Genomic DNA, 25424 nt, shown 5'->3' on the forward strand with positions numbered 1-25424 from the left:
CATTAAACTGGAGATCGACAAACTAACTTGTAGGTATCCTCATGAATTCAACAACGAGCTTGTTAACTCGTATTACTCAAACTCCCGGTCAGTGCGGCGGTCGTCCCTGTATTCGAGGGATGCGAATTCGAGTTACCGATATTTTAGAAATGCTGGCTGAAAATGTTAGTGTGACTGAGATTTTAGAAGATTTTCCAGATTTAGAATTTGCCGATATTCAAGCCTGCCTAGTCTTTGCCGCAAGACGTACTGATTTTCCTAGACTAACGGCATGAAGATTTGGATTGATGCTCAACTACCTCCAACTCTGGTAAATTGGCTGATAGATAACTTTGATTTAGAAGCAGTTGCATTGCGGGATTTGCAACTACGTGATGCTAAGGATACTGAGATTTTTGAAGCAGCACGCCTCGCGAATGTTGTAATCATGCCCAAAGACAGCGATTTCATCGACTTAGTATGCCGATTGGGATCGCCTCCTCAAATTTTGTGGTTGACCTGTGGTAATGTCACAAACTGTAACTTACAGCGATTGCTTGCTGCCATTTTACCAGATGCTTTAGTAAAACTACGGCAAGGAGAAGTAATCGTAGAAATTAGTAACAAACCTTAAAAAATCTCATAACTCGAACCCAAACCCCATCACAATGGAAGATTTTGATGAAAAGTTAGCGGCAATCAATCAGACCTTTAGGGCAGTAGAGATGGGGTTGCAGATCGAGCAGCGCGGCGGGCAGTTGGTCTTGAGGGGGACGCTGCCGCCTAAGCCCAGTAGCAAGAGGTTGCAAGCACATCAACAACGCATTAGTTTGGGATTGCCCGCAAATTCAGAGGGGTTAAACCTGGCGGCACAACAGGCTAAGTTAATTGCGGCACAGACGATCCAGGCTAGTTTTAACTGGCAGGGGTACGATGCGGCGGATGTTCTGAGCGATCGCGGTGGGAATAAAAGCGATACGTGGAGCGATCGCATTGCTGCATTCGAGCAACATTTTTGGGCAACCCGTAGCAAAAATGCCTCTAGCCGTTCCACATGGGAAACAGCCTATAAACCGTATTTAGGTAAGTTAGTCGAAATTGCCGAGGCAAAGCCGCGCCTCAGTGCGGCGGAACAGGTTTATCAAACTGTTCTGGATACTGATGGGCGATCGCGATCGCGTCAGGTCTGCTGTACTGCCCTCAAAGCATTATGCGAATTTCTAGATTTGGCGGTGCCGTTTGATTGGCAAAAGTTGTGGGGCAGCTATAACCAGCAAAGTTTGCAAACTCGCAACCTCCCCGATGATAAAACCATTGTTAACTGGTATTACCAAATTACTCATCCTGGTTGGCAATTTGTCTATGGCGCGATCGCAACCTACGGATTGCGCAATCATGAAGTATTTTTCTGCGATTACAGCGATCTCAAGGCAGGCGGTCAAACCATAACGGTCTTGGAGTCTACTAAAACAGGCAGCCATGAAGTGTGGCCGTTTGCACCGGAGTGGATCGATGTATTTCAACTGCGCGAGCAAAATATATTGCCAGCGGTGAATACCGATCTCGCTAGCACGACATTACAACGAATTGGTCAACGGGTAACGCGCCAATTTAAGCGCTACGATCTGCCCTTTTCGCCCTACGATCTTCGCCATGCCTGGGCCGTCCGCACGATTCATTATGGGTTGCCCGACGCGATCGCTGCCCAAATGATGGGGCACTCGCTGAGCATTCACACCCGCACCTATCAGCGCTGGATTACCCATCGCGATCGCGCTCGGGCGGTAGACGATGCTTTGCAAAGAAGAAAATCTCAGGAGCGATGAAGGGCTAGGCAATTTGCGAGGTAACAAACTCTATTACCCGTTCTAGCCCATCTTTTGTCTTGAGGTTGGTCATAATGAACGGCTTATCGCCGCGCATTTTTTTAGCGTCGCGCTCCATTACCTCTAAGCTGGCTCCAACGTAGGGTGCTAGATCGATTTTATTGATCACGAGCAGATCTGATTTGACGATCCCCGGACCACCCTTGCGGGGAATTTTGTCCCCAGCGGCGACATCGATTACGTAGATCGTGGCATCAACTAGTTCAGGGCTGAAGGTGGCAGCCAGATTATCACCACCGCTTTCAACAAACACAAGATCGAGGTTTTGAAACTGGGACTCTAGTTTCTCGATCGCGGCCAAATTCATGGAGGCATCTTCGCGGATAGCAGTATGCGGGCAGCCACCCGTTTCTACGCCAACAATGCGATCGCTGCTTAAAGCCTCGCTGCGCACCAGAAACTGAGCGTCTTCTTGCGTATAAATATCATTAGTAACGACGGCAATATTGTAGCGATGCCGCATTGACTTACATAGAGCGTCCACTAAGGCAGTTTTACCAGATCCTACGGGGCCTGCGACCCCGACTCGAAAAGTACCCATGAATTTTCCTGTAAATAAAATACCTGTAGTGTATCAGCCCTAAAAAGCTAACCGTTAACCGCTAAAAGCCGATCGCTGCAATCCCAATTAAAAAGCTAATCGCTAAAAGCCGATCGCTGCGATCCCAATTAAATTGTGAAAATTATGAAAGCTTGGGTGGAGATAGTACCAACATAGCAAGTCTAAAAAGTGGGTTTCAGAATACTTTCAGGGCAAGGTCTGACACGGTAACTTTGGGTACAGAAATACGCTGATTGTTTGCAATTTGCTGCAATGGTATGATTACACATGAGTGCTTAAACTAATGAGTAAGGAAATATCCCTATGGTGATGGAGTCTGTTCCTCCACTTGTTCTAGTCATATTAGACGGCTGGGGATATCGGGAAGAGGCTGACGGAAATGCCATTGCTGCTGCCAATACCCCTGTGATGCGCAGTCTGTGGCAGGCTTACCCAAAAACTCTGATCCAGGCATCTGGTAAGGATGTGGGGTTACCCAAGGGTCAAATGGGCAATTCTGAGGTGGGTCACCTCAATATCGGTGCTGGGCGAGTCGTACCCCAAGAGCTAGTCCGTATATCTGACTCAATCGATGACCGTAGCCTTTTTGCTAATCCTGCTTTGCTGGAAATTTGCGAGTCGGTAAGGACAAACAATGGCAAGTTGCATCTGATTGGTTTGTGTTCCGATGGTGGCGTGCATTCCCATATCGACCACTTGCTGGCATTGCTCGAGGTTGCTAAGGCTCAGGGTGTCCATGATATTTGCATACATGTAATTACAGATGGGCGCGATACGCCTCCGACTTCGGCTCCAGGTTACCTGAGAAGATTGCAAAGCAATATTGACCTGCTGGGTGTAGGTCGAATTGTGACGATCAGCGGGCGCTACTACGCTATGGATCGCGATCGCCGTTGGGATCGCGTGCAAAAAGCCTACGATGTCATGACCGGGGATATAGTTACCGCTAATATGTCCGCTGCAGAGGTTTTAGAGTACTCCTACGAGCAAGATGTCACCGACGAGTTTATCGTGCCAGTCAGGATTGCTAAAGGTGCGATCGAAGCGGGGGATGGCATAGTTTGCTTTAACTTCCGTCCCGATCGCTCGCGCCAACTGATTCAGTCCCTAACCGTACCTGATTTCAAGAGTTTTGAGCGATCGCATCACATCGCGCCGCTCCACGTTGCTACCTTCACCCAATACGATCCCAGTTTTAACGTGAGCGTGGCATTTCCGCCTCAAAACTTAGACAACATGCTCGGTCAGGTAATTGCAAGGCATGGTTTGAAGCAATTTCGGGCAGCAGAAACTGAAAAGTACGCCCACGTCACCTATTTCTTTGATGGCGGCCAGGAGGAGCCTAGCCCCGGCGACGATCGGGTGCTGGTCAATAGCCCTATGGTTCCTACCTACGATGACGAGCCAGGCATGTCAGCCCAGCAGGTAACCGATATCGCGCTGGCAGCCGTCAATAAGGGCATATATTCACTGATCGTGATGAATTACGCTAACCCGGATATGGTAGGACACACGGGTAATTTTGAGGCGACCGTTGAGGCGATCGAGCACGTAGATACCTGCTTGGGCGAACTGGTAAAAGGCGTGACTAAAGCTGGCGGCACTTTACTGATCACTGCCGATCATGGCAATGCGGAGTACATGTGGGATGACGATCGCAATCCCTGGACCGCCCACACCACCAATCCCGTCCCATTTATCCTGGTGGAAGGCGAAGGGCTAAAAATTCGCGGCTATGGCGGCAATGTCAAATTACGCGATCGCGGTCGTTTAGCCGATATCGCGCCCACGATTCTCGATATTCTCCAGATTGACAAACCAGCGGAAATGACTGGTACTTCCCTCCTGGAAACGGCTGACTATGAGGTGGCACAATCTAGAACCCCCGTGAAGATTAGACTTTGATAGGAGTTGGGTTATGGGGGGTGGGGTTTGGTTTAGCTAGTATCTAAATTCAGCAAGCTAAATTAGATATGAACTATTTTGCAATCCCTATGGCCTACTCTTCTTCCCCCAACGCCCAACCCCTAGTCTCCATCCTCCGATGAACGAGCAGTTGGATGCCTTGCTCAGTTTGCTGGCAGAACTGCAAGATCGGCGATCGCGCAAAACGATTACCGTTACGCCCGTTCCAGAAAGTTCTGAGTCCGGACAAGAAGAGGGCGATCGTAAGGCGGACTTAGCCCTAGAGGCTGAGTTGATACCCAATTCAGGTATCGATTCCGACGACGCACCGCCATTACAAACATCGGCTAATTTACCCAATTACCTGAAGCAACTGGCGGAAGAAGCAGGTATAGATGTTGCTGCTATTGACGTTGGCGGAGCAGACATAAGTTCTGCCCAGCAGTTAAGCCAAAGCCCGAGTTCAGATGTACCGTTGCGGAGTCAAGGAGATCGGGTTCCAGCAGGGGATGCCAGTCAGCATTTAGAACAGGGTTTAAAGCAAATACCAAGCTCGAATACAAGCGATCGCGTCCCCCCCTTTGTAGAGATAGAAAGCCAGGTGGACAACCTGGACGAAATCGCTGATTCTATGGCATATATCCAGGATTTGCTATTTGGCTATGTACCTGGGGTGCAAGCAAATATGTCAGAGCTATTAGCACAACCAGATCGATTGGCTATTGATGCAGCAGCACCCGCCCCTAAGCTAGCATCGCTAAAAAATACTCCAAATAATTTCAATAGCAACAGGCTCGACGAACAAAAATCAATTGAAGTACTGCAAAGTATTTTGGTGCAGCCTGAAGTTGCGGTTCTGCGTCAATCTTTAGCACACCTGGAACAAAAGGTCTCCCATCTAGAAGAGCAGGTCAACGATCCGAGCGCGATCGATGGGCTGAATCAACAGCTAGCAATACTACAAGATGGCTTAAGCGATCGCTCTGTCGCGCAGAGCAGGCAAGCGGCATCTCTAGCACGCTTAGAGCAGAAGATTGCAAGTGTAGAAGAGCAGGTCAACGATCCGTCTGCAATGGATAGCCTCAAGCAAAAGTTAGCGTCCGTGCAGGATCGAGTTAGCGATACGTCTGCCATGCAAAACATGCAGGCAGAAATGGAGAAACTGGCACGACAGCAGGGCAATTTACCCAGTCAAATTGCCAATCTCAAACAAAAACTCGCAGATCTAGAGCAACAGCTAACTTCAGCTCTTGAAGATCGCAGCACTCTCAAACACCGGATTGCAAAGATTGAGAATTTAATTGACAATCCCCAGGAATTAATCGAGTTGCTTTTGCCCGTACTGAATCGCCTGGTCAGTCGTGAAGTGGCGATCGCCGGTGAAGAACTCGCTAGGGCACTAGCTCCGATTATCGATCGCATTATCGACTGCAATATTCAAGTTGACAAAGAGCCGATGAGCGAGACGCTAGCACCAGTTTTACCTGGGGCAATTAGGCAACAAATTCTCAACTCGCCAGGGGAGTTTGCCAGCGCGATCGCACCCGAACTCGGCCCTGCCATTACCGATCAGGTCAAAAATAATGCGAACTCCATGATCGATGCGCTCTACCCAATTATCGGTAGCACGATTGCCAAGTATATCGCCGAAGCAATTCGCAATATTAATGAAAAAGTCGAACATACCCTGAGTTTTGAGGGTATGTTCCGCAAGATCCGCGCTAAATTCCAAGGTATCTCAGAAGCAGAGCTACTGCTCAAAGAAGCGATCGGTTTTCAAGTCCAGGCAGTATTTTTAATTCACAAGGTTTCCGGCCTGGTAATTGCTGAAGCTCAGCCAGCGCAGGAACGCGCGCTAGAATCAGACATGATTGCTGGAATGTTAACTGCAATTCGTAATTTTGCCAACGATTGTATTGTTACTTCAGATCGCACTTCCGAACTAGATGCGATTGACTACGGCAGCTTCAAGATTCTGCTAGAAGTAGCTGGTTCCTGTTACCTGGCGATCGTGGTAGAAGGCGAACCCCCACTAAAATTCATTCATAAAGCGCGGCGTACGCTCGGCAAAATCGTACGGGAATATCACGGTCAGATCGATCGCTTTGAAGGCGATTCGGCAACAGTTCCTCAGCCAATTGCCCCAACGATCGCCGAACTAATAGAAAGCCACATCCAGCAAAAAACCAAGCAATCTCAAGGTCTGTGGATTTTGTTGGGGTTGATATTCACCCTGGTCATTGTCCCTTGGGGCTGGTGGCAATATCGCCAGAATGTCGAACGTCGCTTGGCAGAGCAAGTATCGCAGGCATTACTAGCTACGCCAGAGCTATCGGTCTACCAACTCAGTGTCAGGGCGGAGCAGGAGCGAGTGACTTTGCAAGGGCGCGTCCCCAATTCATACCTGCGCTCCTTAGCAGAGCAAGTCACCAAAACTGCTGTTCGAGATCGCAGTGTTGACAATCAAATTATTGCCGTCCAGATCCCTGCCGACCCAACCCAAACAGCCGCCGAGATAGAACGGGCGATCGCGACATTTAATCAACGAGAGGGCACAAAAATTAAAGCTACCTACGCTAAGGGCAAAGTAACCGTTGCAGGCAGCGTGAGCGATCGGCTCGATGCCGAGCAGATCTCCCAAAGTTTGGCTCGCATCCCTGGCGTAGAGAAGGTTGTGACTGCGGTTGAGGCTACCCTGCCTATCGTGAAAGCGCAAATTTTCTTTAAGCTCGAATCAGCACAACTGGAACCAAAAGAAGCAGGGAACATTAAACAAGTTAGCGATTTCCTCAAGCGCCATCCCGCATATCATCTCCGAATTATTGGCGGAAGTGATAATATTGGTTCTACCGAGACAAACCAGCTATTAGCGCTAGAAAGGGCGCAGGCGGTTAGAGCAGCTTTGATCGCACAAGGTGTAGAGCAGCATCGTTTGCAAGCAGTTTCTCGACCAACTTTAAGCATTAGCGAGGACAAGCCTCGCTCGACTGACAGGCGTGTAGAATTTGAGGTAGTTCAACCTGGTGCTCGCAATAATTTGCAATGATTCGTAAGTAGTGTATGTCCGCCATAGCAAAAAAAATTTGCCTCGTTGGCGACTTCGGCGTGGGCAAAACTAGCCTGATTCGTCGGTTTGTCGATCGCTCCTTTAGCGATCGGTATTTGTCCACCGTAGGGGTAAAAATATCGCGCAAATTAGTCGAACTGTCGGGGGAGGGCGCGCAAGGCTCCACTAGCGTACAACTTGTGATTTGGGACTTGGAAGGTGACACTAAATTTAAAGCGATCTCGGCTACGCACCTTCAAGGTGCATCAGGTATAATCATTGTCTCAGATGTGACCCGCTACGAGACGGTGGAAAATGCGCGCAGTCACATCGACCTCTGTGCCAAGATCGATCCTAAGTCCTGGGTAGTTGTGGCATTAAATAAAGCCGATCTGATCGATGCCGAACAAATGGTTAAATTTACCAAACTCTGCAACTTTACAGATCGACCACTGGTAATTGGTACTTACCAAACCTCAGCCAAGACAGGAGAAGCTGTGGACTTGATTTTCCAACAGCTAGCCGCCAAAATGATCTTACCCGCCTAGCAGATTTCTAGAAAAATATAGCTATATCCAACAGGCTTAGGACGGGGTGCAGGGGTGGAACCCCTGCGTGGGGGCACAGCCCCCACACCCCCCTGTCCTAACAGATCTGCATACGGCTATACAATTGGGGGCAGGTTTAGTTCAAATTTAATGGATCGAGCTGTAGCTTGATTTCCCAAAGAGTAATGCGTCCCTTATTAAGAAAATTACTGGCTCCACGCCAGATGGAGTATTTGATTATCGACCGAAGCTTTCAGATCAAGGAGGTTTCGGTGGGTATGAAAAGGTTTGCGGAAACTGACGATGCCCTGCCAGAAGGCAGCGATGCGCGGGACAGTTTCCCCGAATTCATAGGATTGGAAGAAGTTCTGGACGATATCGTGCAAGGGTATAGAGCTTCGTTTGAACTCAAAGGCATAACCAGGGGTGACAAGACCAATCGATTTCAAGCCATCTACTTTGATGTCACGATTATTGCCGATGATGATGGGGAACTACTAGGGGACCGCTTGATTGTCCTGTTTGAAGATGTGACAGAGCGCATGGAACTGGAGCAAGCTTTGGTACAGAGGGGAAATGAAGCCAGTTTGCTATTAAGCGCGCTCAACACCGCCCACGACTATTTGGGCAAGATTATTATCTCCATCGCAGATGCACTGCTAGTTACTAATGCTAGTGGGAAAATTAAAACTGCTAACCCTGCGGCTCAAACCATATTTGGCTATAGCGAAGCCGAGTTGATCGGCCAGCATATCTCTGCGGTAACGCCATTGCAGGAGCTGTGGCAGAGAGCGCAACAAGCTTACGAGTTCGGTCAAGCCGATTTGCTCTTGCATATGGAAACTAATTGCGTAACTCGTACGGGCAGACAAACAGCGATCGCTTTCTCCTGCTCTTTAATTACCTCCAACGAAGATGACAGGCACGACTTTATTTACATCGGCCACGATATTACCGAACGCAAACAAGCTGAGGAAAAATTGAAGGCAGCAAGGGCGATCGCCGAGTCCGCCTCCCAATCCAAGAGCTTATTTTTGGCGAGCATGAGCCATGAAATTCGCACGCCGATGAATGCAGTGCTGGGCATGACGGAATTACTGCTAGATACCCCCCTCAGCATGGAACAGCACGACTTTGTCGAGAATATCCGCACTAGCGGTGATGCTTTATTGAACTTGATTAATGAAATTCTGGATCTGTCGAAGCTGGAAGCAGGTGAGATGAAACTAGAAAATCTGGAGTTCGATCTAAGATCCTGCGTAGAAGAAGTGGTAGAACTACTGGCTCCCCAAGCCCAAAGTAAAGGATTAGAAATTATCAACTGGATTAAGAACGACGTACCGGATCGGGTTTTGGGCGATCGCAATCGGCTCAGGCAGGTAATTACTAACTTAATGGGCAATGCCATTAAATTTACTTCAGAGGGCGAAGTGATGGTGCGCGTGGAAATGCGATCGCATCATGGCAACACCGATACTGTTCACTTCTCAATTATAGATACGGGCATAGGCATCGCTCCCGAACAACGAAATAAGCTGTTCGTGCCCTTTTCACAGGTTGATGCTTCTACAACTCGCAAGTACGGCGGCACGGGGCTGGGTCTGGCAATTTGCAAGCAAATTGTGGAAATTATGCACGGTGAAATTGGTATTGCGAGCAATTTGGGCTCTGATGTAGAACGTGGCTCGATATTTTGGTTTACGCTTCCATTCCAGCGCCCCAATAATTCTGGACTGCAACCCGGCAACCCGGCAAATATTACTCGCATGGTTGGTAAGCGCCTGCTGGTCGTAGATGACAATGCCAATAGCCGTAGCGCGATCGCTGAATTATTGACACGTTGGCAGGTACAGGTCGATCTCGCTGCCAGTGCGACAGACGCAATCGCTGCCCTGCGTAGTAGTTTGACCGAGCAACGTTTCTACGATTCCGCCCTGATCGATCTAGAAATGCCGGATCTAGATGGAATTGCGCTCGGACGGCAAATTAAAGCGACACCTGAATTTGCATCTCTACCGCTAATCCTGCTAACCGCAACTCACCAGATGGATATCACTCGTCAAGCAGTGGGTACGTGTTTTAGAGATTATACGTTTAAGCCAGTGAGATCGTCGCGGCTACTGGATGTATTGGAGAGAACCCTAGGCATAGGTAATGCCGATAATACGGCTAACCCATCGCTAACTTCTACCCAAACACCCCCAAAATCTAATTTACGCATTCTCTTAGCCGAAGATAACCCCACCAATCAAAAAGTAGCAGTCAAGCTGCTAGAAAAGCTAGGTTACAGGGTTGAAATTGCGGTCAACGGTCAGGAAGTACTGACACGTTTAGAGCAAAAAACCTACGATCTGATTCTGATGGACTGCCAAATGCCGATCGTGGACGGTTACGCCGCCACGCAGGAAATCCGCCGTCGCGAGGGCGATCGCTCTCACACGATAATTATCGCCATGACCGCTAATGCCATGAAAGAAGACCGAGACAAGTGCATCGCCGCTGGCATGGACGACTACGTGAGCAAGCCGATCTCCAAGGATCAGATTCAGGCAGTTCTACAAAAGTGGGGAAATTAAAACAAACGCTTGCTGCCGTCAGGACGGATCGTACTCCAGTTCGTTTTTGCCGTAGCTAATTGCTCGTCAGTTACCTTGGCACCTTTGAGATCGGCACCGCAGAGATTAGCACCTCGCAGGTTAGCTTGACTGAGGTAAGCACCTTTGAGGTTGGCACCGCTGAGATTGGCACCGGTGAGATCGGCTTTGCTCAAGTAGGCGAACTGTAAAGTCGCCTCTCTGAGATCTGCTTGTGCCAGACAAGCACCACCAAGGTCGGCTTTAGTGAGAATGGCTCGTTGCATTTTTGCCTGCGATAAATTTGCCCCGTTCAGTTTAGCTTGGGTCATGATCGAGCCCTGAAAGCTTGCGCCCACAAGGTTTGCTTGACAAAAATCTGTCTCGGTCAGCTTAGAGCGACTTAGAACAATACCTGTGAGGGTAGCGCTAGCCAATGAAGCTTTTGCCAAGTCCAGGCTAGCAAAGTTACGCTTGCCGTGACTGTACTCTGCAATTACCTTGCGCCCTCCTCTAAGGTCTTTGCCAAATCTGGTGTAGCCCTGCGTAGAATCAACGTTGAACTGAGTGTTACCTGCTTGCGAACTAGCCAGGTTGCGAGCAGCCTGGATGCGCGAATTAGGTAGTGGCGCTGTACGATTCTGCGGAGAAGCCACAGAAATGGATGACAAAATTGGTGTTGGTGCGGCAGAATCAGGGGTTTCTGTAGGAGCGGTGGGGGAGGCTCCACCACCACTTAATGCTTGTACAACTTCGGATGCTGTCCGAAATCGCTCGGTAACAGTAGGCCGCAACATTCGATCGAACACAGCCGTGAGATGGGCGCTAACCTGGATTTGCGATCGCCAATTAATTTGACCGGTATAAGGATCGTGGCCGAAATCCTTGGGCGATCGCCCTGTAAGCAGATACAAACAACTCATAGCGACAGCATAAAGATCGCTAGAGTACACGGGTCGCATTGCCATCTGCTCTGGCGGAGCAAAGCCTGGAGTCCCGATTGCAAAGTTAGTCAAAAGTCCGCCAGGATCTTCTTCGTCCGAGTCTTCTGCTGCAGTGGCCTTATTCACCTGGGTCGATACAGCCCCAAAGTCAATTAACACCAACTGGCCATCTTGTTTGCGCCGGATGATATTAGCGGGTTTAATATCGCGATGGATCACGCCGCAATCGTGGATGAATCCAAGCGCGGGCATAATTTCTTGTAAAATCTTGCGAATATCAACCTCGCTAAAAATACCGCGACGCTCGAATTCTTGCTTTAGCGTTTCCCCTTCTACATATTCCTGAACCAGGTAGAAATTTTTGTCTTCAACAAAATAGTCAAGCAGGCGAGGAATTTGGGGATGGTTGCCAATTTTTCCTAATGTAAAGGCTTCGCGTTCAAACAACTCGCGTGCCATTTTGAGAACGCTGGGCGACTGCGAGTTGGGACGCAACTGCTTGATCACGCAGGTGGGATGCCCAGGTAAGCCCTCGTCCGCAGCGAGGAAGGTTGCCCCAAACCCCCCCTTACCAAGCGGACGCATGGCTTTATAGCGATCGCGCAATCTCAGGCTCGAACCACAGGCAGCACAAATGCTATCCTGGTCGGAGTTTTCGGGTCTAGGACAATTCGGATTAACGCAATAGCTCACAATAATATTACTGCTAACTTCTAATCCCTTCAGCATGCTTTGGGGCAACTATAAAAAGATACATGATGTATCACTGAGAAACTATTTTGCCCAAATATTTTTAAATTTTAGCCCCCCATCCAGATAGATCTTGCATTTGCAATTACTAAAACTGACTGACTTGCTAATAATCTTCGCGCTCCCCTTGATCTCTGATGTTGAAATCAGTGACTACATCAACATCAGGAGAGGATGACTCAGGGCGCGATGAAGGACGGCGACGCCTGGATGACGATCGCTCTGAAATGTCGGGATTGCGATCGTCCCACCCATTAGAGCTGTCGTAATTATTACGTGGAGAACTATTATTAGGATTATTACTGGGCCTAGGGCGACGTTGCTTTGGCGTTACAGGGCGAATATCATCATCGTCAATGTCGATTACGGAGTCAGAGTCTCGCCTGGAGCGGCGAGATGACCGCTCCTGACCAATATCGCCTCTAAGCTCGGTGGGGCGATCGGTGTTAGCCCCTGTACCGCGCATCCGCCTGGTATCGCGCTGACGACGCGATGCGATCTCTCTGGTTGGGTCGAGTTCCACGCGATAGTCCCGCCCAATTGGCTCGTCGTCCATTATCGGCCCCATAGACTGGTTGGTACGTCTAGCTTGAGTTGACAAGGCTTGACGCAATACGAGAGTCTCGATCGCAAACCAGCCACCAAAGCCAACCACTAGGACGTGGGCAAGCTGCGTGGTAATGTCCATACGGAAATTGAATGCCAGCAGAATAATGCCATACACCAAGGCGATGGCAGAGAAAAAGATATCGTGATCCCTAGCTAGCTCTGGCCGGAAGCTTCGCACAAAATAAAGTCCTACACCTCCTAGCGCTGCAACTATTGCCAGGATAATCATCAGCGGATTACCGCCTATATTAATCATGATGCTTTGTTTCTCCTACGTCTTGCATGTGAGGCATATAAACAACTAGCGCCCTCCTGGATATCCTCTAGTTTATATCTTAACCACAGATCGTCAGCTCAGGTCTACAACTAGCTAGCTGCACCCACTATAAGCTCGGCACATATAACCTCAGCTAAATTGTGAACTCCTGGCGTTCGGGAATTAACCGCGCCGCGTGACTTTGTCTCTTTGGCTAATCCAAATTAGGGCAGCAGTAATAGGGATCACGACGATCGCCGCACCCCACACCAGGCTCCACAGAAAGTTACTTAAAGATGCTGTCATAATAATTAGTCCTAAATAGTGATGAATAATATGTGAAATTTCTTGAGCTATCTTAACATTTTCGCGATGTTTAGAGTGCCATGAAATATCTACTAATGTTCGCGATCGCCATCGTTACGATTGACCCACCGCACGATCCAGTAGCCGATCGCCAGACACAAAACCGCCAGCGCCAGACCAGCAATATCAGCGTTTGCCGCTTTGCTATCAAAAATGATGATCTTACGCGCCACGGCTGTCAAGGAAGTCACGATCACCAGTTCTAGCTGGATCACGTGCTTGCGCAGGTAAGCTGTAATATTTTCTAGAATTTCTAAGGCGATCAGAATATTTAAAAACAGGCCGAAAATTGTAATCAGAGAGGTAGTAAAAAAACCTAAGGGTTCCGCGAACAGTTCCTTGGACAAATATATGCACAGATCGCCTACCGCCACTAAGGTGACTACCACCATAGCGATCGCCAGTACCTTAGACACAAGGTTCTCAATTCTTTCGATCGAATGAAGAAACTGATTGTCCTCAAAGGCGATCGCCATCCGTTTTGATAGTCGTTTAAATAGCTGCACGATCTTGATTTAGGCGATAAAAACTAGGGACTATCTTAGCCCCTAGAGTTAAACAATTCCTTAAGGTAAAAAAGATATTTAATAACAGCGCCCTGCGAGTTAGAACTCAGCTCTTCTCATCCTCATCATGGGCAAAACGATTGTAGAGAAAGTCTAACGCATAGTTGCGGAGGGCGTAGTATTGCGGATCTTCCATAATTTGGGTGCGATCGCGCGGACGCGCAAACGGAATATTCATAATTTCGCCGATGTTTGCGGCTGGGCCGTTGGACATCATCACGAGGCGATCGGCCAGGAATAAAGCTTCATCGATATCGTGGGTGATCATCAAGACCGTGCAACGGTTTTCACTCCAGATATTGAGCAACTCTTCCTGCAATTCTTCTTTCGTGATCGCGTCCAGCGCGCCAAACGGCTCGTCGAGAATCAGCACCTCAGGACGGATGGCGAGGGCACGGGCGATCGAGACCCGCTGTTTCATACCACCAGAAATTTGAGGCGGTTTCTTTTCTGCTGCTTCTGACAGTCCCACCATTGCTAAGTGGTGCTGCACGATGTCTACCTTCTCTGATTGTGGCTTGTCGGGGAACACTTCATCTACTGCTAGATAGACGTTTTCAAATACAGTCAGCCAGGGTAAGAGGGCATAATTTTGAAATACCACCATGCGATCCGGGCCTGGCTTGGTGATGAGATGCCCCCGCAATCGGACTTCACCTCTAGTAGGTTTAGCAAAGCCCGAAACCATATTCAAAAGCGTCGACTTCCCACAACCAGAGTGACCGATAACGCAGATAAACTCTCCTTGAGCTACCGTCAAGCTGACACCTTCCAGCACCACATAAGGACCAGTAGAAGTGGGGTAAACTTTGGCAACCTGCTCGATCGATAAGAAGGCATTTCGAGCGTTCTCTTGTGGCGATCCTGTCGAACGACCTGTATGAGTAAGAGTTGAATTAATCATATTTGAAATTATCATTACCTAAGGTTTAAGCAAGCGATATAGAAATTAAATTAAGCCACTGCGGGGGATCGAGAGTCCATGACGATTTCGGCCATGGTGAAATCGCGTTTGATTTCCAGGCTATTGAGGTAAGCGATCGGATCTTCGGCATTGAACGTAGTGCCGTCAAATAGCTGAATGGGACCCCGGTTATATGTAATTTCAGACAGGCCGAGTTCTCTGGCCGCAGTGCTGAACGTACCGACGCGACAGGTTTTCTCCACTACCTCTACCCAGTTACGCGGGAAAGGCGTGTCTCCCCATCGCGCCATTTGCGTCATGTGCCAGAGTTGCTCCGTACGGCTGGGGCGATTTACACCAGCACCATAAAAGAGATGGTGGGCGTACTCTCGCATGGGCTGCTCCAAACTACATTCAGTACTATTGGGGTCGCCCAGTTGAATGTAATTAATGTTAGTACTTACATATTCTCGTTGCGACAAAATTTGCCTGATTTCTTGAGTATGGGCGGGATCCGTACAGTAAATGCAAGCTTCTAGCAAAGCTTTCACAAGGGCAATGTGAGTGTTGGGATAGGCATTGGCCCAGTCTTCCCGCACTCCCAAGACCTTGCCGGGATGGCCTTTCCAAATTTCCAGATCCGTGGCAACTGTAAATCCCACCCCTTCTATGGCTGCTCGCAGGTTCCAGGGTTCGCCGACACAGAAACCATCGATCGTGCCTGCTTTTAAATCCACCACCATCTGAGCTGGGGGGATCGACTTGAGCTTGACATCGCGATCCGGATCGATGCCACCCGCTGCTAACCAATAGCGCAAGAGCAGGTTATGCATGGAGGAAGGATGGACTACACCCATGCGATGTTGTTGTTCGGGAGAGCTGCGTAACATTGTCTTAAAGTCCGACAGCGTATAGATGCCTTGCTCGTAGAAGCGCCTGCAAAGGGTAATAGCATTACCGTTACGGGTCATGTTTAGAGCGCTGACGACAGGTATGCAACGACCATCATTACCACCGAGGGTTAACCAGAGGGGGAGCCCAGAAGGCATTTGTGCGGCATCTAAATAGCCGCCACTAATACCATCGACGATACCGCGCCAACTAGTTTCGCGGACTAGCGTCACTTCATCTAAACCGTGTTTGGCAAACAAGCCCTTTTCTTTGGCGACGGCGAGCGGCGCGCAGGCCGTGAGCGGTACGAAACCGATGTCCAGGTTTACCTTCTCCAACCCGTGACGGGCAACAACCGCTACCTTCTTGGCTCTGAGTTTCTTAATGCGTTTTTGCTGGTTGAGGAAGTAAATAATTTCCGATCGCAAGCTGTAATAACTGGGATGGTTCACGACTTCCATGCGCTTGCGGGGGCGGGGAATATCCACCTCCAGAATTTGGCCGATTTTCGAACCTGGACCGTTGGTGAGCATGACAATGCGATCGGAGAGCAACACGGCTTCATCGACATCGTGGGTCACCATCACGGCAGTGGCGTGGGTTTCTTCGCAGATCTGCATCAGCTTTTCTTGCAAATTGCCTCTCGTCAGCGCATCTAGCGCCCCAAATGGCTCGTCCAGCAACAATAACTTGGGGCGTACGGCCAGGGCGCGGGCGATCGCCACCCGTTGTTTCATCCCGCCTGATAGCTGGCTGGGCGGTTTATTCACCGCATGGGCCAGACCAACCATCTCAATGTGGTGCTGAATGATTTCGTTGCGCTCGGCTTTGGGGAGGTTGGGCATCACCTCATCGACAGCCAGGGCAATGTTTTCCCGCACGCTCAACCAGGGCAATAGAGAATAATTTTGGAAGACTACCATTTTATCCGGCCCTGGTTTTTTGACGATCTGACCTTCCAGGGTTACCTCGCCATCGCTCGGCAAATCCAGACCCGCAATCATGTTGAGTAATGTTGACTTACCGCAACCAGAGTGACCGATCAAGGAGATAAACTCCCCCTTCTTAATCTGCAGGTCGATACCTGTCAGTGCGATGTATTCGCCGCCACCACCCAATGGAAAAACCTTATGAATGCTATCTGCAACTACGTAAACGCTCATGGAAACTTCTTCCTCTCCTTCAGTTATCGGTTATTAGTTAGAAGATGCAGACTGGAACTCTTTCTCCTACCTTCCGCATCAGTTTGTGTTTGCCATTCGTTGCTTACCGGGGCAGGTTATCTTTGTTCTTCCGGTAGAATTTGCGTTTGCAACCAGGCCATGCAGCGATCGAGAATCAAGCCAATCGCACCAATATAAACTAAAGCCAGGATAATGTCGCTGATATAGTTATTCTGATAGGCATCCCAGATAAAGAAGCCGATTCCCACAATCCCCGACATCACGATCTCTGCGGCGATAATTGCCAACCAGGCTAAGCCGATTGCAATTCTCAGACCGGTAAAGATGTAAGGCAGTGCGGAAGGGATGAGGATCTTGAAGAAGAATTTTCGGGGGCTGAGCTGTAAAACTTTTTTGACGTTGATGTAGTCTTGCGGTATTTGCTGCACGCCGACCGCCGTGTTAATCAAGATCGGCCAAACAGCCGTAATAAAGATGACAAAGAGAGCTGCTGGTTGGTTTTGCTGCAAAGCAGCTAGAGCGAGGGGAACCCAAGCTAAAGGAGGGACGGTTCGGAGAAATTGGAAAAGGGGATCTAAGGCTTTATTGGCAAATCGGCTTAACCCGATTAAAATGCCGACGCTAATCCCTACGATCGCCGCTAGCGAATATCCAATCAGCACCCGTTGCAAACTCGCTAATGACTGCCAAAAGAGACCGACATCGGTGCCGCCGCGATTAAAGAAAGGATAGAGCAAATAGATACGAGTGCGCTCGTCCGTCCAGAGAGAAGTGGGAGGTGGCAGCTTGATCAGGCCAACCATTGAAAAGAACTGCCAGATAAGCAGAAATCCTAAAATTCCAATGATGGGAGGAAAAGCATTATTCCAGAATTTTGCGAGGGATTTATTCCTACTTCTAGAAGGAGTTAAAGTTGATGCCATGTTCTGAATGTTACCCTAAATGTTGTGAATGTGCAGTGTTGTGAACGTGCAGTTCTAACGTGATGCAGATAAGGTCTGAATCTCGCACTTAGCCTTGCTAGATTGCTAAACTAAACTTTCTTGATGGCTAGACTATCGAGATAAGCCTTTGGATTTTCCGGATCGAAGACCTTGCCATCGAAGAACTTTTCAACTCCACGAGAATCGTTAGTCGGGATATCGGCAGCAGGGATACCAGCTTCTTTAGCAGCTTCTTTCCAAATGTCCGAACGATTGACTTTGGCAATTAGTGCTTTGGCATTATTTTCTAAAGTGGACGGAGGCAAGAAGCCCCAACGCACGCTTTCCGTTAAGAACCAAAGATCGAGGCTCTTATAGGGATAAGAAACGCTGCCGCGAGGAGATTTCCAGTACATAGCAGCTTTTTGGAAGTCTTCAATCCCTGGTTGGTTATCGCCCATGATGTACGTTCCCAATAACATAGGTTCGAGGATCTTCACGGGAACGTTATAGTATTTAGCATTAGAGAGAATTTGAGCCATTTCAGGGCGATTTTCTTTCTTGTCGCACCATTGCTGGGCTTCCATAATACCCTTGAGCAACGCTTTAGTTGCCTTGGGATTTTTGTCTACCCAATCAGCTCTCATGGCAAAATATTCTTCCGGGTGAAAGGGCCAGATCTGAGCCGTCAAAGCTGCCATAAAACCGATACCTTCACCGACGATGCGAGCAGGCCAGGGGTCACCCGTGCTGAAGCCTTCCATCGTCCCCGTCTTCATATTGGCAACGGTTTGGGCTGCGGGTACGGTCAGCAGATTGACATCAGTATCGGGATTGATGCCGCCTGCTGCTAACCAATAGCGAAGCCAAAAGTCCTGGTTAACTTTAGGGAACGTGTAGGCAGCTCTGAAGGGTTTGCCAGCTTTTTTCAGCCCTGCAATATAGTCTTTCGCCTTGCTCATATCCAGGCTAATGCCCTTCCCTTCTTGACTTTTGGCGATCGCGATGCCATTACCTTGAGTGTTCAACATCGCCAGTACGTACATGGGAATTTTGGCATTGTTCTTGGTAATCAGCCCTTCCGAGATCAGGTAGGGCATGGGCATTTGCCACTGACCGCCATCGATCCCTCCTGCGACAGAACCAATTTCGACATTGTCCCTAGCCGAACCCCAGTTGGCTTGCTTGGAGACATCGACTTCTGTCATGCCGTACTTGGCAAAGAACCCCTTTTCTTTAGCGATAATTAGCGGTGCTGCTTCAAAAATGGGAATAAACCCCAGCTTGGCACTCGTCGTTTCTGGTGTGGTTTCAGCGGTCAGGTTTGCAGTCGTTCCTGTAGATGGATTGCTGGAAGTACCTGATTTTGTCGACTCCGGAGGATTGCCCAAGCAGCCTTTGAGTAAGATAGAAGTCGCGGCTGTGGCTCCTGCCGTAAATAAAAACTTGCGTCTGGAATAGCTGGGATCAAATAGGTTTCTCATAGAACTCCGGTCAATAAGCGCACTATAAATTGGGCATTCCAGAATGGAAAGACACGCAAAGTGCTTTCAAACTTAGATTGCGAGTATTATTACTACTGTTGAATAAAAACAACGAACTGGCTGGAGTGCTAGCCAACCCGCCACCAGACAAGACGGACTCGGTTCCTAGCCAGCACTTGCACGAACCCATCAAGCACATACGTTGCAGGCATGCTATGAAGTGATGAGTCATACAACAAATTGCATAAGCAAATGTAGCTGACAGTTAAGGAATTTATTTAAGGTAGATGCTCAGATCTTGGGAGATCCGAGCATCGCTTGCTTGTTCCTTGTGTTAGCGAATATGCTTAAGACAACATTAAGATAGTATTGCTAAATGAATATAAATAAAAGTCAATATTGTGTATAATCTTCATAGACTAATGTCTATACTATTGTCGCTTTACTAAAAAATCCCTTGAAGAACGCAACTCTTCACCAACTCAAAGTGTTTGAAGTAGCAGCCAGGCACGGCAGTTTTACTCGCGCTGCCGAGGAGTTATTTCTCACCCAGCCAACCGTTTCCATGCAAATTAAACAGTTGACCAAAATCGTCGGACTGCCACTATTCGAGCAGGTGGGGAAGAAGCTCTATCTCACGGAAGCAGGCAAAGTTCTCTTTAACACTTGCCAGGATGTCTTCGAGCGGCTCTCTCAATTTGAGATGACGATCTCCGATATGAAAGGGTTAAAACAGGGTCGTCTTTCTCTAGCAGTAGTTACAACTGCCAAATATGTGGTACCACGCCTCTTAGGGCCATTCTGCCAAGCCTATCCTGGCATAGATGTTTCCTTGAAAGTAGCCAACCACGATCGCTTGCTGGAACGACTAAACGATAATCAAGACGATCTCTATATTCTCAGCCAGCTACCGCCAAATACCGATATCAGCGTCTATCCATTCTTAGAAAATCCCATGGTGGTAATTGCATCGCGCGAGCACCCGCTTGCCCAAGAACACAATATTCCACTAGAAAGGATGGCAGAAGAACCTATGATAATGCGCGAAGCAGGATCGGGCACGCGTCGATCTGTTCAAAAGATGTTTGACGAGCGCAAAATTCCCCTCAAGATCAAACTTGAGTTAGCCAGCAATGAAGCGATTAAACAAGCCGTTGCCGGTGGTTTGGGCATATCAGTACTGTCACGTCATACTCTCGCCTTAGAAGGTGCAATGGGCAAACTCACAATTTTAGACGTACAGGAATTTCCAATTAAAAGTCATTGGTATGTCATTCACTTAGCAGGAAGACAGTTGTCGGTAGTTGCTCGCACTTTTTTAGAGTATCTCCAAACCGATGGTAAGAAACTGGCAGATAAAGCGATCGAAAATTAACAGCATATCTATATAGCTAACCATTTCTGATGGCTATATAACGTAAGTTAATGTATTTTTTGCCATCTATAAGATATAATGCCACCGTTAGTTTTAGCTCGTGTATTGCCCCCTGTACTCTGAGCCACTAGTGTTGCAAATCATAAATTTTGCAACATGGGGGAATGGTGGCAGAGCCCCCAGAAGGGGATTTCACCCCCTCCACCCCCTCCAAAACTTTTGTTTTGGTGTACTAGTCTATAGTCATTATTTCTGTAGGAAGTAAATGGTGCAAATTGCTCTAGACTTTTACCGCATATTAGGACTACCACCACAGGCTAACCTGGAGCAAGTTCATCATGCTTATCGCGATCGCTCGCTGTCTCTACCGCGCCGAGAATATTCAGATACGGCGATCGCAGCACGGCGACGCATAATTGACAAAGCCTACGAGATCCTGAGCGACCCTATCTATCATCAGGCCACCGATCTGGAACTGCAATCGCCCGAACTGCGATCGACAGAATCAGGATCCAACTCACCTCAAGAAGCGCAATTAGAATCGCAGGTTCAAGAGCCGGTAGAGATCCCTCAAACTATTGAAGTAAGCGATCGAGACCTGGTCGGTGTTTTGTTACTGTTACACGAATTGGGCGAATACGAGCAGGTTATAGATATTAACAACTCGTACTCCATCTCCAAGCAGATTGCTTCGACACTACAGCGATTAGATAGCGATCGGGATATCATTTTGACCGTTGCCCTATCGCACTTGGAAATTGGGCGCGATCTTTGGAAACAAAGAAAGTACGATGATGCCGCACGGGAGTTAGAGAGCAGCTATGAAATGCTTCTGAGTGAAGGTCTATTTCTGAGTATTCGCAGTGAGATTCAAGCCGATCTATTTAAACTCAGACCCTACCGCATTCTAGAGCTACTTTCGACATCTGAAGAACTCTCACCGACTCGCAAGCAAGGCTTAACGCTCCTGCACGAAATGCTGGAAGAGCGACGAGGCATAGATGGAACCGGCAATGATTACTCCGGTCTAGACATTGATGGGTTCCTGCGCTTCATCCAGCAATTACGCGGATATATGACCACAACCGAACAGCAAGCAATATTTGAAGACGAAGCGCGTCGTCCTTCTGCTGTGGCAAGTTACTTAGCTGTTTACGCCCTGATTGCCAAGGGGTTCTCGCAAAAACAACCTGCTTTAATTCGACGTGCTAAGGGGTTACTAGTAAAGCTTAGCGGTAGGCAAGATATCCATTTAGAGCAGGCAGTTTGCGCCCTTTTGCTCGGTCAAGCTGAAGAAGCTAGCAAAACACTGGAGCAAAGTGGGGAAAGAGAAAAGCTAGATTTTATTCGCGATCGCTCTAAGGGCGAGCCAGATCTATTGCCCGGCCTGTGCCTATACTGTCAAACCTGGCTCCAGGAAGAAGTCTTTCCCCATTTCCGCGATTTGCACGATCGCGCCGCCAACTTAAAAGCATACTTCGCTGACGATTTAGTGCAAGAGTACCTGGAGGAGTTATCCAGTGCCAATAGTGCAGTTGGCTCAGAATGGACTGCGGCAGCATTGCCACGCAGAAAACTACCGCTAACCTCATCAAATGAGCTCGTTCATCAGAGTTACGACAGTTATCTCAATGCATCCGAGCAACAGACATCAGATTCTCTACCCGAAACAACTACTTACTCTGGTCGGGTTCCCGTGCTAGATCGACCTGCAAGCATAGAAGAAAATAATGTTGTTGCTGAGTATTTGTCGCCACCTGCCTATAGAGAAAAATCGCATACCAAGCACAAAGAACGCAAGAAAGTTGTCGATCGCAAACCGAGATCCAGACCAAAGCCACAGATAAGCCGGGTGCTCATCCTCCTATTTGCTGCAATTGCTTTTTTGGCCGGGGGTGCATCGTTGTTAGTTTGGGGATGGCGATATCTCATCAGTCCAGCGAAGCAAGAAGCCTCAACCAAAATAGAACAACCAGTAGCCGTGTTGCTGGATCCCAAGAAATTAGAGACAAATAGCGTAGCAGCGCTGCCGGGGTCGCTAAGTCAAGAAGCTGCTACTAAACTGGTGCAAGCATGGCAGGTGGCCAAGTCAAAAGCGCTTGGCAGCAGTCACGATATCGCACTACTAGACAATATCCTTACCAATCCTGCCCTGTCTGATTGGCGATCGCGTGCTAAATCTCTCAAAGCAAATAACGCTTATTTGCAGTACATTCCCAAGTCACTGGAAATTAAAAAAGTTGTCCGTAAAGGAGATAATAAGGCAATTGCGATCGCGCAGGTGGGAGAAACCAGAAACTACTTTAGCAATGGCAATCTGGATCCTAGCTCATCCAAGACTGACACGAGCTATGAAGTGGAATACGTGCTTGTGAAAGTGGCAGATAAATGGCTAATTGCAGATATGGTAGTGGCGGAATAACAATCTAAGCGAAATGAAATTTAGCGATCTATTGCAAAAACTGGGTATCGACCCAACAGACCCCAGCGTGTCTTTTGAATATGGCGATCCGGAGATTTCTGGTGTGGCAAATCTTAAGGAAGCAGGCTCCTGCGACCTCAGCTTCATGGAAAGCAGTCGCTTCTTTTCCCAATTAGGCGAAACTAAAGCTGGGGCGCTTCTGATCGTTCAAGATGCGGAAGTAATTGCGCTAGTCAGGTCAAAGAGAATTCCCTACGTAGCTTTACCGCAGCCCAGACTAATGTTCGCACAGGCCGTTGCTATTTTTTACCAGCCCATTCATCCCCAACCAGGGATTCACCCCAGTGCCGCGATCGCCGATGACGTGCAGCTAGGCGAAGATGTGTATATTGGGCCGCATGTCGCGATCGCTTCCGGTACTAAAATCGGCGATCGCGCGATTATTTACCCCAATGTCACGATTTATCACGGTGTCACGATTGGCGATCGCACCGTACTGCACGCCAACTGCGTAATTCACGAACGCAGCGCGATTGGCAACGATTGCACGATCCACAGCGGTGCTGTCATTGGTGCCGAAGGGTTTGGTTTTGTTCCGCATACTGACGGTACTTGGGTCAAGATGCACCAGGCAGGGCGTACGGTTCTGGAAGATAATGTCGAAGTGGGTTGCAATGCCGCGATCGATCGCGGCTCGGTAGGCGATACCAGAATCGGGCGCGGTACTAAAATCGATAATCTGGTGCAGATCGGACACGGCTGCCGCACTGCGGAAAACTGCCTCATGGCAGGTCAAGCAGGTATGGCGGGCGGAGCAGAACTAGGTAAAAACGTGATTCTGGCGGGACAAGTTGGCGTTGCCAACCATGTCAAAATCGGCGATCGCGTCGTCGCTGCCGCTCAAACTGGCATTGCCCAAGATATTGAAGCAGGATCTCAGGTAATTGGAGCGCCTGCCATTCCGGTCAAAACATTCCTGAAAGCATCAACACTATTTCGAAGATTGCCAGAGATCTATAAAACGATCAAAGAAATCCAGAAGAAGTTGGGATAGATGGGGGTTGGGGTACTCCCTGCGGTCGTCAGGGGTTGGGGGTTGGGTTGATTCGATGGGTGGTGGATGATGAGTGATGGATGATTTGGGGTGATGGGCATGGGCGTAACGCAGGGGTTTAGCATTTGTCCGATAACCTTCGCATCAAACGCAAGCATTCATGACAAATGCTAAACCCCTGCCAGGGTCGTTTCCGGGTTCGTTTCCCGTTACGCGATCGCCGTTCGCTGTTCCCCCATATTGTTTTTATCCCCCCTCTCCCGGATGGTTTCAAGCCCTTTCGCGTAAGATAAGTAAATAATTAATGACTAAATAACTGACGATATGACTACAGAGACAGCGGAATCATTATTTAATCAAGGACTTGAACGCTATAAGGCGGGGGAAGATGCCGCTAGCCTGATTCCTACCTTCGAGAAAATATGCGATCGCCAGCCTAAAGTTGCCAGTAGTTGGATCTGCCTATCATGGTTGTACTTGCTAGATGGTAAGTCAAATCAAGCGCTCAAAGCCGCCCAAAAAGCTGTCAAACTCAGCCCAGAAGACCCTCAAGCGAGGATTAATCTGGCGATCGCCATGCTGGAGACCTCACAAAAAGGTATCCGCGAGCATATCGAGGTTGCACAGAACTGGTTGATGCTGATGAAGGATTTAAAGCCAGAAATTGTTGAGAATTTTGAAGAAGGTATGCGACGCAAGCCAAATTGGACTAATCTTGAAAAGGTTAAAAATTGGGTATTTGAACCAAATACGTAGTTGGGTATTGTTAAATTTCCTTCATGTAAATCGTTAATTCCGACGTAAAAACGTCAAAAGTTTACACAACTTTAAGATCGCCTGAGTTTAGCGCAGGAAAACTTAACGCATCATTTAATTTTGGAATGATAACCTTAGAGAATAATTGATGTTTAAGTTTCGATTTAATAAGGAGTTTAAAATGATTGATAATGTCAGAGTAAAACCCGATACCAGAAACCACAAAGGCTTCTTCGTCTTAGAATCTTCTTATAAATTAATTGATATTAATCAGAATGGTTGGGCATTAATTTGTCTTGATGATGCTAACTGCCACTATGTCGATCCTGACGATCTCAAGATGCCCAAAGGTTGGAAGAAAGCTGAAAACGGAAAGTTTGCTTCTGTGTAGAAATATTGGATTTCTATCCAACTTTTGTGGTTTGATCCCAGTCAAGCCAC

At 48.3% G+C, this 25424-nt stretch carries 21 protein-coding genes; 12 read left to right on the forward strand and 9 right to left on the reverse strand.

The features are described 5' to 3' along the window. The first annotated feature begins 41 nt into the window (after positions 1-41). The 3 genes from PSE6802_RS0124705 to PSE6802_RS0124715 are packed head-to-tail and all read left to right on the forward strand — an operon-like array spanning position 42 to position 1805. A complete protein-coding gene (locus PSE6802_RS0124705; protein ID WP_019502693.1) occupies positions 42-275 on the forward strand; it encodes a DUF433 domain-containing protein in 234 nt (77 codons plus the stop codon). Then, positions 272-613 carry a DUF5615 family PIN-like protein gene (locus PSE6802_RS0124710; RefSeq protein ID WP_019502694.1) on the forward strand — a complete coding sequence of 114 codons (342 nt, stop codon included), beginning with the start codon at positions 272-274 and terminating at the stop codon, positions 611-613. The genes PSE6802_RS0124705 and PSE6802_RS0124710 overlap by 4 nt, the downstream gene beginning before the upstream one ends. A gap of 34 nt (positions 614-647) precedes the next feature. After that, on the forward strand, positions 648-1805 hold the full coding sequence (locus PSE6802_RS0124715; protein WP_019502695.1) for a site-specific integrase: 1158 nt from the start codon (positions 648-650) through the stop codon (positions 1803-1805). 4 nt (positions 1806-1809) lie between these two features. On the opposite strand, the gene ureG is transcribed toward PSE6802_RS0124715, so the two are convergent. Then, positions 1810-2406, reverse strand: coding sequence for an urease accessory protein UreG (gene ureG, locus PSE6802_RS0124720; RefSeq protein WP_019502696.1), 597 nt, complete (start codon positions 2404-2406; stop codon positions 1810-1812). Positions 2407-2730: 324 nt separating this feature from the next. Between ureG and gpmI the strand changes: the two genes are divergently transcribed. From gpmI to PSE6802_RS0124740, 4 genes are all read left to right on the forward strand, one after another. Continuing rightward, the gene (gpmI, locus tag PSE6802_RS0124725) at positions 2731-4332 is read left to right on the forward strand and encodes a 2,3-bisphosphoglycerate-independent phosphoglycerate mutase (protein ID WP_019502697.1); all 1602 of its coding nucleotides are present in this window, start codon (positions 2731-2733) and stop codon (positions 4330-4332) included. Between the two features lie 139 nt (positions 4333-4471). Then, positions 4472-7378 (forward strand): BON domain-containing protein, encoded by a 2907-nt coding sequence (locus PSE6802_RS32890; RefSeq protein ID WP_019502698.1) that lies wholly within the window; start codon positions 4472-4474, stop codon positions 7376-7378. Positions 7379-7392: 14 nt separating this feature from the next. Next, entirely contained in the window at positions 7393-7926 is a 534-nt protein-coding gene (locus PSE6802_RS0124735) for a Rab family GTPase (RefSeq protein ID WP_019502699.1), read from the forward strand. Between the two features lie 185 nt (positions 7927-8111). After that, entirely contained in the window at positions 8112-10502 is a 2391-nt protein-coding gene (locus tag PSE6802_RS0124740; RefSeq protein ID WP_019502700.1) for a hybrid sensor histidine kinase/response regulator, read from the forward strand. On the opposite strand, the gene PSE6802_RS0124745 is transcribed toward PSE6802_RS0124740, so the two are convergent. From PSE6802_RS0124745 to PSE6802_RS0124775, 8 genes are all read right to left on the reverse strand, one after another. After that, complete coding sequence (locus PSE6802_RS0124745; RefSeq protein ID WP_019502701.1) at positions 10499-12172, reverse strand: serine/threonine-protein kinase; 1674 nt, start codon at positions 12170-12172, stop codon at positions 10499-10501. The genes PSE6802_RS0124740 and PSE6802_RS0124745 overlap by 4 nt on opposite strands. Before the next feature lie 127 nt (positions 12173-12299). Further along, the gene (locus PSE6802_RS0124750) at positions 12300-13058 is read right to left on the reverse strand and encodes a Ycf66 family protein (RefSeq protein WP_019502702.1); all 759 of its coding nucleotides are present in this window, start codon (positions 13056-13058) and stop codon (positions 12300-12302) included. A gap of 183 nt (positions 13059-13241) precedes the next feature. Further along, a complete protein-coding gene (psbX, locus tag PSE6802_RS32275; protein ID WP_071592322.1) occupies positions 13242-13364 on the reverse strand; it encodes a photosystem II reaction center X protein in 123 nt (40 codons plus the stop codon). A 92-nt stretch (positions 13365-13456) separates the two neighbouring features. Next, complete coding sequence (locus PSE6802_RS0124755) at positions 13457-13900, reverse strand: phosphate-starvation-inducible PsiE family protein (protein ID WP_019502703.1); 444 nt, start codon at positions 13898-13900, stop codon at positions 13457-13459. Positions 13901-14036: 136 nt separating this feature from the next. Further along, positions 14037-14894 (reverse strand): nitrate ABC transporter ATP-binding protein, encoded by an 858-nt coding sequence (locus PSE6802_RS0124760; RefSeq protein WP_019502704.1) that lies wholly within the window; start codon positions 14892-14894, stop codon positions 14037-14039. Positions 14895-14944: 50 nt separating this feature from the next. After that, positions 14945-16948 carry an ABC transporter ATP-binding/substrate-binding protein gene (locus PSE6802_RS0124765; protein ID WP_019502705.1) on the reverse strand — a complete coding sequence of 668 codons (2004 nt, stop codon included), beginning with the start codon at positions 16946-16948 and terminating at the stop codon, positions 14945-14947. 116 nt (positions 16949-17064) lie between these two features. Continuing rightward, on the reverse strand, positions 17065-17892 hold the full coding sequence (gene ntrB, locus PSE6802_RS0124770; protein ID WP_026103544.1) for a nitrate ABC transporter permease: 828 nt from the start codon (positions 17890-17892) through the stop codon (positions 17065-17067). Positions 17893-18002: 110 nt separating this feature from the next. Next, the gene (locus PSE6802_RS0124775) at positions 18003-19376 is read right to left on the reverse strand and encodes a CmpA/NrtA family ABC transporter substrate-binding protein (protein ID WP_019502707.1); all 1374 of its coding nucleotides are present in this window, start codon (positions 19374-19376) and stop codon (positions 18003-18005) included. A 457-nt stretch (positions 19377-19833) separates the two neighbouring features. On the opposite strand from PSE6802_RS0124775, the gene PSE6802_RS0124780 reads away from it, so the two are divergent. The 5 genes from PSE6802_RS0124780 (at position 19834) to PSE6802_RS0124800 (ending at position 25374) form a co-directional block, all read left to right on the forward strand. After that, positions 19834-20751 (forward strand): LysR family transcriptional regulator, encoded by a 918-nt coding sequence (locus PSE6802_RS0124780; protein WP_026103545.1) that lies wholly within the window; start codon positions 19834-19836, stop codon positions 20749-20751. A 265-nt stretch (positions 20752-21016) separates the two neighbouring features. Continuing rightward, positions 21017-23173: an IMS domain-containing protein gene (locus tag PSE6802_RS0124785; protein ID WP_019502709.1), complete on the forward strand. Its 2157-nt coding sequence runs from the start codon at positions 21017-21019 to the stop codon at positions 23171-23173. Positions 23174-23186: 13 nt separating this feature from the next. Continuing rightward, positions 23187-24227 (forward strand): UDP-3-O-(3-hydroxymyristoyl)glucosamine N-acyltransferase, encoded by a 1041-nt coding sequence (gene lpxD, locus PSE6802_RS0124790; protein WP_019502710.1) that lies wholly within the window; start codon positions 23187-23189, stop codon positions 24225-24227. A gap of 324 nt (positions 24228-24551) precedes the next feature. Next, positions 24552-24983 carry a tetratricopeptide repeat protein gene (locus PSE6802_RS0124795; RefSeq protein ID WP_019502711.1) on the forward strand — a complete coding sequence of 144 codons (432 nt, stop codon included), beginning with the start codon at positions 24552-24554 and terminating at the stop codon, positions 24981-24983. Between the two features lie 181 nt (positions 24984-25164). Beyond that, positions 25165-25374: a hypothetical protein gene (locus PSE6802_RS0124800; protein WP_036947030.1), complete on the forward strand. Its 210-nt coding sequence runs from the start codon at positions 25165-25167 to the stop codon at positions 25372-25374. Positions 25375-25424: the final 50 nt, after the last annotated feature.

This window comes from Pseudanabaena sp. PCC 6802 (assembly GCF_000332175.1).
Taxonomy (GTDB): Bacteria; Cyanobacteriota; Cyanobacteriia; order Pseudanabaenales; family Pseudanabaenaceae; genus PCC-6802.

Bases quoted from the DNA above. Each gene is read 5' to 3' on its own strand.
- ureG (WP_019502696.1), bottom strand. From the start codon at position 2,406: ATGGGTACTTTTCGAGTCGGGGTCGCAGGCCCCGTAGGATCTGGTAAA.
- PSE6802_RS0124715 (WP_019502695.1), top strand. From the start codon at position 648: ATGGAAGATTTTGATGAAAAGTTAGCGGCAATCAATCAGACCTTTAGG.
- PSE6802_RS32890 (WP_019502698.1), top strand. From the start codon at position 4,472: ATGAACGAGCAGTTGGATGCCTTGCTCAGTTTGCTGGCAGAACTGCAA.
- PSE6802_RS0124710 (WP_019502694.1), top strand. From the start codon at position 272: ATGAAGATTTGGATTGATGCTCAACTACCTCCAACTCTGGTAAATTGG.
- PSE6802_RS0124755 (WP_019502703.1), bottom strand. From the start codon at position 13,900: ATGGCGATCGCCTTTGAGGACAATCAGTTTCTTCATTCGATCGAAAGA.
- ntrB (WP_026103544.1), bottom strand. From the start codon at position 17,892: ATGGCATCAACTTTAACTCCTTCTAGAAGTAGGAATAAATCCCTCGCA.
- PSE6802_RS0124740 (WP_019502700.1), top strand. From the start codon at position 8,112: ATGCGTCCCTTATTAAGAAAATTACTGGCTCCACGCCAGATGGAGTAT.
- PSE6802_RS0124785 (WP_019502709.1), top strand. From the start codon at position 21,017: ATGGTGCAAATTGCTCTAGACTTTTACCGCATATTAGGACTACCACCA.
- PSE6802_RS0124775 (WP_019502707.1), bottom strand. From the start codon at position 19,376: ATGAGAAACCTATTTGATCCCAGCTATTCCAGACGCAAGTTTTTATTT.
- PSE6802_RS0124735 (WP_019502699.1), top strand. From the start codon at position 7,393: ATGTCCGCCATAGCAAAAAAAATTTGCCTCGTTGGCGACTTCGGCGTG.
- gpmI (WP_019502697.1), top strand. From the start codon at position 2,731: ATGGTGATGGAGTCTGTTCCTCCACTTGTTCTAGTCATATTAGACGGC.
- PSE6802_RS0124705 (WP_019502693.1), top strand. From the start codon at position 42: ATGAATTCAACAACGAGCTTGTTAACTCGTATTACTCAAACTCCCGGT.
- PSE6802_RS0124795 (WP_019502711.1), top strand. From the start codon at position 24,552: ATGACTACAGAGACAGCGGAATCATTATTTAATCAAGGACTTGAACGC.
- psbX (WP_071592322.1), bottom strand. From the start codon at position 13,364: ATGACAGCATCTTTAAGTAACTTTCTGTGGAGCCTGGTGTGGGGTGCG.
- PSE6802_RS0124800 (WP_036947030.1), top strand. From the start codon at position 25,165: ATGATTGATAATGTCAGAGTAAAACCCGATACCAGAAACCACAAAGGC.
- lpxD (WP_019502710.1), top strand. From the start codon at position 23,187: ATGAAATTTAGCGATCTATTGCAAAAACTGGGTATCGACCCAACAGAC.
- PSE6802_RS0124750 (WP_019502702.1), bottom strand. From the start codon at position 13,058: ATGATTAATATAGGCGGTAATCCGCTGATGATTATCCTGGCAATAGTT.
- PSE6802_RS0124745 (WP_019502701.1), bottom strand. From the start codon at position 12,172: ATGCTGAAGGGATTAGAAGTTAGCAGTAATATTATTGTGAGCTATTGC.
- PSE6802_RS0124765 (WP_019502705.1), bottom strand. From the start codon at position 16,948: ATGAGCGTTTACGTAGTTGCAGATAGCATTCATAAGGTTTTTCCATTG.
- PSE6802_RS0124760 (WP_019502704.1), bottom strand. From the start codon at position 14,894: ATGATTAATTCAACTCTTACTCATACAGGTCGTTCGACAGGATCGCCA.